We start from the raw sequence: 7,332 nt of genomic DNA on the forward strand, positions 1-7,332 counted from the left end.
GGGAGGTCTCCTCACCGACGCCGACGCGCGCGTGCTGCGTGAGGACGGCAGTGTCGTCGATGGTCTCTATGCGGTCGGCAACGCAAGCGCCCCGGTCATGGGGCACACCTATGCCGGGCCCGGCGCGACCATCGGGCCGGCCATGACCTTCGGATATCTAGCGGTGCTCGACATGATCAGCCGGACGGCACAATGAGCATAGATCTGAAGGCTGCCCTCGGGGCCGAGCTACCTCGACAACGGTTTTCCTGGACTCCCAACGATATTCAGACCTATCACCTCGCTCTCGGCGCCGGATCGTCGCCGCTCGACAACCGGGAATTGCGCTATCTCGACGACGCGAAGCCCCAGGTACTTCCGACGTTCGCGACCGTCGCGGCGACCTTCCACAGCACGGAGGCTCCCCGGGTGCGGTTCCCCGGAATCGACATCGACCTGGCGAAGGTTGTGCACGGCAGCCAAGAGATCGAGACGTATGCACCTGTTCCGGCGTCGGGGGAGGCCGAGACGGTCACCCGAATCACCGAAATCTGGGACAAGGGCAGTGCTGCTGTCATCGTGCAGGAAATGATCACCACGGCTCTCGACGGCACCGCACTCTGGCGAGCACGATCGTCGATCTTCGCACGAGGAGAAGGTGGATTCGGTGGCGAGCGCGGCCCGTCCACCAGGGTGGCACTACCGGACCGGGTCGCGGACGCCGAAGTGCGCATTCCGATCCTGCCGCAACAGGCGTTGATGTACCGCATGTGCGGTGATCGGAATCCTTTGCACTCGGATCCCGAATTCGCCCGTGCAGCGGGGTTTCCGAAACCGATTCTGCATGGCCTGTGCACGTATTCGATGGTTGCGAAGGCAGTCACGGACACCGTCCTCGATGGCGATGCCGGCGCCATGCGCAGCATCGCCGCGCGCTTCGCAGGCGTTGTCTATCCCGGCGAGGACCTAGCGTGCCGCATCTGGGATGAAGGCGATCGCTACATTGTCGGCGTGACCGTACCCGGGAGAGAGGACGCCCCTGCTCTCGCCGATGTCGTAATTGCTGCCCGCTAAGCCCCATCGGGCTCGCCAAGCCCGATTGAAAAAGAAGACGGAGAATCATGTCCGAGCTGAATCGCCGACAGTTCATCGCCGCCGGGGCAGGCGCACTCGCCGCTGCCTCGGTGATGCGTGCAGTACCCGCCGGTGCCGCCCCCTTCGGAAGCGCCGATACGACGATACCCGCACCGCCGAACTTCCCCGGCGGCATTCCGCTGTATCAGCAGCGCTACCAGAACTGGTCGAAAGAGATCATCCTCGACGCCATCTGGACTTGCTCACCCGTGACGCCGGACGACGTGGTGCGATTGGCGAACTGGGCACACGCGAACGGCTACCGCATTCGCCCGCGCGGCGCCATGCACGGGTGGACCCCGCTGACCATCGTCAACGGCGAGAACCTCGATCGAACCGTTCTGGTGGACACCATGGTTCACCTGAACGGCATCTCGGTGAATCCCGGCGCCGCGACGGTCTCCGCCGGAGCGGGAGCCACGATCGAGGCGATTCTGGCGCAGTTGCAGAACAACGGACTGGGATGGGTCAGCGTGCCCGCGCCGGGTGTATTGTCCGTCGCGGGGGCACTCGCGGTCGATGCACATGGGGCAGCGGTGCCGGCTGTTGGCGAATCAATCACTCCTGGAACGACATACGGCTCGATGAGCAACTTGATCACGTCGCTCACCGCGGTGGTGTGGAATGGCTCCGAGTACGCACTGCGCACCTTCGATCGGTCGGAGCCCGAGATCACTCCCCTGCTGGCGCATCTGGGGCGTACCTTCCTGACCTCGGTGACGCTGCAGGCAGGCGCGAATACTCGCATGCGCTGCGAGAGCTTCACCGATATCGGCTGGCGCGAATTGTTCGCCACCGGCGGAGCCCCGGGTCGAACCTTCGAGAGCTTCCTCGACCGGACCGGACGCGTCGAAGCAATCTGGTACCCGTTCACCGAAAACCCGTGGCTCAAAGTATGGTCGATCTGCCCACAGAAGCCGCCCACTTCACGAGAAGTGTTCGGGCCGTACAACTATCCCTTCTCTGACAACCTGCCCGAGATCGCCTCGGATCTGATCGGACAGCTCACCGTTGGAAATACCTCCATCGCACCGGCATTCGGTCAGGTCTTCTACGGGACGACGGTCGCCGGGCTTGCCGCAACCGCGTCGTACGACCTCTGGGGATGGGCGAAGGACCTACAGTTCTACATCAAACCGAGCACCCTGCTCCTGACCGAAGGTGGGGGCGCCGTCATCACCTCCAGGGCCAACGTCGCACAAGTCATTCACGACTTCGCCGTGTGGTTCCAGAGCCGAGTGTCCTACTACCAGTCCATCGGACAATTCCCCATCAACGGTCCAGTGGAGATCCGATGCTGCGGTATGGACGATCCGGCCGACGTCGTCGTCGATTCGGCCGGTCCACCGACCATCTCGGCCATGCGACCTCGCCCGGACCACCCCGAGTGGGACACCGCAATATGGCTCAACGTGCTCGGAGTCCCCGGCACTCCCGGCATGTTCGCGTTCTACCGTGAGATGGAACAGTGGATGCGCGGACACTACTCCGGCCAATGGGCAACGTTCCGGCCCGAGTGGTCCAAGGGATGGGCTTTCAGCACCGAGCTGCCGTACAAGGATGCCGATGTCATCGACACGATACTTCCCGATACCTACAGGGAGGGCGTCCCGGCCGACGAGAACTGGGACACCGCCCTCTCCGTCTACAACACCTTCGACCCACATCGCATCTACAGCAACACCCTGATCGACCAGCTCCTTCCCTGACTACCCAGGTACCGCTGCGCCCCGATCGCGCATTCGAAGTGTCCTGGGTGATCGAATGTGGAATGTTGGGACTGCGAACTCGTGGTGGCGGTGAGGGGGAAGGACAACCGGTGAAGTGGTGGTTGTTTCTCGTATTCGGCGTCGTGGCGTGCGCCGGATACTTCGCAAGTCCACCAGGGCCGGTCTCGGAATCGGTGTTCGTCGGCATCGGACTGCTCTCGGTGTCGGCGGTGATTGCAGGGATGTGGATCTACCGGCCCGCCTCCATCCGGGCATGGGGGCTAGTTGCCGCCGGGTCTGCATTGTGGGTGGCGGGCGACGCCATGTACCTCTACATTTCGCAGACCCAGGGCACCGTCCCGTTGCCGTCCCCGGCGGACTACATCTACCTCGTCGGCTACCCGGTACTCGCGGCCGGTCTTTATCTGTTGGTTCACGAAGGCTGGAGGAGAGGCGATCTCGGCCACGTCGCCAACAGCATGATCGTCATGATCGCGTTCGGTTTGATTCTGTGGATATTCGTCGTTCAGCCGAACGCGGTCGACGTCTCCACCGCTGCGGGGCTTCTTGCCGTCGCCTACCCCGCCATGGACATCTTTCTACTCGGTCTTCTCGTTCACTTCGTCAGTGCGACGCAGTGGCAGAGCACAGCATTCCGACTGCTCATAGCCGCCGTCGTCCTTGTCCTGGCCGCTGACACGGCGTACGAACTCGTTACTTTCACCTTTGCCGGACAGAACGTTGCGGACGCGGGCTACCTGGGTTACAACATCCTCGTCGGCACCGCCGCACTGCACCCCTCGATGCGCCGCCTCTCCGCACCGAACCCGCGCAGCAGCGTTTCGACCATCGCGGCCTCGTACAACCTTCCCACCGTGCTCATCGTCACCGCGGCGGCGCTGACAGCACCTGCGGTCATGGCGATCATGCTGATCCGAGGTGAGCCCGTACGGGAATGGGGATGGGGAGTCGTCCTGAGCGCGACGATCCTTGTGTGCCTGATCTTCGTGCGGGTGAGCGAGTTGCTTCGGCTACTGCAACGGCAGACGAGGACATTACGAAACGTAGCCGACACCGATCATCTCACCGGTCTCCTGAACCGCCGCGGTCTCGAACGATGGATCGACGTCAACGACGCCTACCGACGACCACTTGCGTTCCTGCTGCTCGACATCGATCGATTCAAGGACATCAACGACACCTTCGGCCACCGGGTCGGCGACGACGTGGTCCGCGCCGTCGCCCACCGCGTTACCCGCACGGTGGGCATGCGCGGAGTCGTCGCCCGTGTCGGCACCGACGAATTCCTGATCGCGACCACGACCTTCCCGTTCGAAGCTGAGGATATCGCCCACGACGTGCACCACACGCTACGTAGGCCGGTCACCACCGCTGATGCAACGCTGTTCGTGGAGGTCAGTATCGGAATATCGACGTCGGCAGAACCGCCGACGGAGACGTTGGGCCAACAGGCCTACCTTGCGATGGAGTCCGCCAAGACGGTGCAGCCCCGCACCGCCGTGTACGACAGTTCGATGGCTCGCGACAACAGTGCGCAGTTGCTTCTTCTCAGCGAGCTCACCACGGCAATCGATCAGCATCATCTCGAGCTCTACTACCAACTTCAGGTCGACCTCACAGCCATGGAAGCAATCGGTGTCGAGGCCCTGCTGCGGTGGAACCATCCTGTCCGCGGATTGATCGAACCCGACTCGTTCCTTCCGATGGCAGAGCGCACCGGCCTGATCCGCCCGCTTCTCGACTTCGTCCTCACCCAGACGGCTGCACAGCACCTCGAGTGGCGACGCGAGGGCATCGATCTCGCACTCTCCATCAACGTCTCGACTCGAAACCTGCTCGACACCACACTCGTCGAGCAGGTTCGACGGGCGCTCGACGCCGGACTCGACCCACGAATGCTCACGATCGAGATCACCGAGACCTCGTCGATGACGGACCCACCGGTTGCGATCGAAACCCTGGCGGAGTTGCGCCGACTCGGCGTGACGCTCGCGATCGACGACTACGGAACCGGCTACAGTTCGCTGGCATACCTTCAGCGACTACCTGTGCAGCAGTTGAAGATCGACAAGACGTTCGTGCTCGACATGATGACGGTCCCCGCGCATCGTGTCATCGTACGATCGACGATCGACCTGGCACGCACCCTCGGCCTCACCATCACCGCCGAAGGAGTCGAAGACCGCGATACCCTCCTGGAGTTGAAAGCTTTGTGCTGCAACTATGCTCAGGGCTACTATGTGGGGCGTCCGGTGCCGGCCGACGAGATACCGGCATCGGTGACCAAGCTGAACGCCGAGCTGAAGGAGTACACGGATACCCCATGAGCGACGCCGAAAACCCGATGTCGGTCTACACCGCAATCCGATCACGCCGTGACGTTCGCGCCGAGTTCGACGGTCGGATCATCGAAGACGATGTGCTGCACAGGATTTTGGACGCCGCCCATCATGCGCCGAGCGTGGGCAACACCCAACCGTGGGATTTCGTGATCGTCCGGTCCCCGGACACATTGGCCGCATTCGGACGACACGTCGCCGACGAACGCGTGGCGTTCGCGCAGTCGCTCCCCGCCGATCGCCGAGAAACGTTCGATCCGATACGAATAGAGGGCATCGAGACTTCCGGTACCGGAATTGTCGTCACCTACGATCCCGAACGTGGCGGCCAGCACGTTCTCGGCCGGGCAACCGTCGACGAGACCGGCATCTTCTCTGCCGTGTTGGCCGTGCAGAATCTGTGGCTCGCCGCGATATCGGAGAGCATCGGCGTCGGATGGGTGTCGTTCTACCAGGAGCAGTTCCTGTCGGAGTTGCTCGGCATACCTGCTCCCGTGCGCCCGATCGCGTGGCTGTGCGTCGGACCCGTTTCGGAATTTCAGACGGTACCCGACCTCGAACGATTCGGATGGCGCCCCCGTCGCCCACTATCGGAGGCAATACACCGCGAGAAGTTCGGCGGCTGATTTCACCAGCCCCAACTGCCGGGAATTCCTTTGAACGGTCCGACGACGTCACTGGTGATCCAACCTTCGTAAAACCCACCCTCCTGCGGAGTGGCACGCTCGCCGTCGACTTCGCATTCCAGTCGGCTCGGTGAGAACGCAAGGTGACCGGTGATGGGAAGGAACCGTTCCGTAGGGGTCTCGTAACTCCAGGCCGCACCCGTACTCACCGCATCATGACCGTTCACGTCCCAGTACGTCGCCGCACCCTTCCATTCGCAGTGCGTGGAACGCGCTTCGGAAGGGCGCAGCGAGTTGGCGGCCACATCGTCCCGCGGGATGTACCACGTAGGTGGATGGCTCGTTTCGAGCACGCGCCAGGCCTCACGAGTCTCGGCCACCAGGACGCCCTGGAACCTAACCGTGATCAACCGGTTCGATTGCTCGAGCCTCGGGGGCCTCGGATAGTCCCACACCGATTCTTGACCTGGACCGGGCACCTGCGGAGTCACCTTGCTCATCCTCCCGATAGTGCCACGTATCCCGCACCCGAGGGCGCCGCGGTCAAGGCGCGTCTACCGGGTAGAGATCGTCGGATCGGTCCTCGTCGAGTATCCACCGGTCCACGTCTGCCAATGGATCGCTCAGCCGCTCGGCCACAAGGTCGCTCAACCGCTCGTCTTGTAGGGCTGGCATCGCTGAGTCCTCGCGAACCGGAGCCTCGCCGGGATCGGGATCGGGATCGGGTGCAGGGGATATGGGCACAGGGGGTTTGGGCACAGGGGGTTTGGGCACAGGGGGTTTGGGCACAGCTGGGGCGTCCTGTGTGGACGCTTCGCCGCGTGCCGATGAGGCCTCGGACGGACCGAGGGCGGGCAGTCGGACGAGGATGCCGAGGCCGTGGGTGGCGGCCAGTAGGCTGACCGGTGCCACGGTGGCAATGGTTGCCGACAGCGCGGGGTGCAGCGTGCCGGCCTGAGAGATGAACGCGTGCATGGCATTCGCTCCGATACTCACCAATGCCGCGATGACGAGGACTGCCCAGAAGAACCGACGCCCACTGCGTTGATCCTCGAATTGCGCAAGCGCGATGACCGAGATGGTGGCTTGAAGGATGGTGCCGTCGACGATGACCGGCCACAGCCACGACAGACTCCGGGGCACTCCCGCCATCGTCGCGAGATCCCATAGCGCCGCGAAGCTCAAGACGAACGACGCGATGCCGATGACCGTGGTGATGACGACCGCACTGGCAAGCGTCGCACGCAAGACCTTGTTCATGATTCGACATGGTGCACGAGGCCACCGACACGAAACCCGTCCAGACGCTCAGGCGCCTATTGCCGAGGCATACCAGAGCGCTCCCGCCATACATGTCAGCATGCACACCACCAGCGTTCCCACCGAGAACGGCCAGGCGATTCGCCGACGCGCGAGCCTGACGGCCGTCGCGAAGAATCCGATGACACCGAAGAGTCCGGCGACGGCAAGAGTAACCACGACAGCGGTGACGGCCCCATCTGCACTCGACTGATGTCGGTGGTC

At 63.2% G+C, this 7,332-nt stretch carries 7 protein-coding genes and 1 pseudogene; 5 read left to right on the forward strand and 3 right to left on the reverse strand.

The features are described 5' to 3' along the window. The 5 genes from A2J03_RS11445 to bluB form a co-directional block, all read left to right on the forward strand. On the forward strand, window positions 1-196 hold a 196-nt coding region (locus A2J03_RS11445; RefSeq protein ID WP_156520328.1), incomplete at its 5' end, for an FAD-binding protein. Then, window positions 193-1,053 carry a MaoC/PaaZ C-terminal domain-containing protein gene (locus A2J03_RS11450; RefSeq protein WP_068373624.1) on the forward strand — a complete coding sequence of 287 codons (861 nt, stop codon included), beginning with the start codon at window positions 193-195 and terminating at the stop codon, window positions 1,051-1,053. The genes A2J03_RS11445 and A2J03_RS11450, both read left to right, overlap by 4 nt. 47 nt (window positions 1,054-1,100) lie before the next feature. Next, entirely contained in the window at window positions 1,101-2,822 is a 1,722-nt protein-coding gene (locus A2J03_RS11455) for a cholesterol oxidase substrate-binding domain-containing protein (protein ID WP_068373627.1), read from the forward strand. A 110-nt stretch (window positions 2,823-2,932) separates the two neighbouring features. Then, entirely contained in the window at window positions 2,933-5,170 is a 2,238-nt protein-coding gene (locus A2J03_RS11460; protein ID WP_068373639.1) for a putative bifunctional diguanylate cyclase/phosphodiesterase, read from the forward strand. Beyond that, window positions 5,167-5,808: a 5,6-dimethylbenzimidazole synthase gene (bluB, locus tag A2J03_RS11465; protein ID WP_068373630.1), complete on the forward strand. Its 642-nt coding sequence runs from the start codon at window positions 5,167-5,169 to the stop codon at window positions 5,806-5,808. Before A2J03_RS11460 ends, bluB begins: the two co-directional genes overlap by 4 nt. Before the next feature lie 2 nt (window positions 5,809-5,810). Here the strand turns inward: bluB and A2J03_RS11470 are convergent, their stop codons facing one another. The 3 genes and pseudogenes from A2J03_RS11470 to A2J03_RS31030 all read right to left on the reverse strand — a co-directional run. After that, a complete protein-coding gene (locus A2J03_RS11470; RefSeq protein ID WP_082897772.1) occupies window positions 5,811-6,308 on the reverse strand; it encodes a DUF427 domain-containing protein in 498 nt (165 codons plus the stop codon). 43 nt (window positions 6,309-6,351) lie between these two features. Further along, entirely contained in the window at window positions 6,352-7,068 is a 717-nt protein-coding gene (locus A2J03_RS11475; protein ID WP_068373636.1) for a DUF2637 domain-containing protein, read from the reverse strand. A 48-nt stretch (window positions 7,069-7,116) separates the two neighbouring features. Then, a pseudogene (locus tag A2J03_RS31030) lies at window positions 7,117-7,332 on the reverse strand (hypothetical protein); the annotation flags it as partial.

This window comes from Rhodococcus sp. EPR-157 (genome assembly GCF_001647195.1).
GTDB lineage: Bacteria > Actinomycetota > Actinomycetes > Mycobacteriales > Mycobacteriaceae > Rhodococcoides.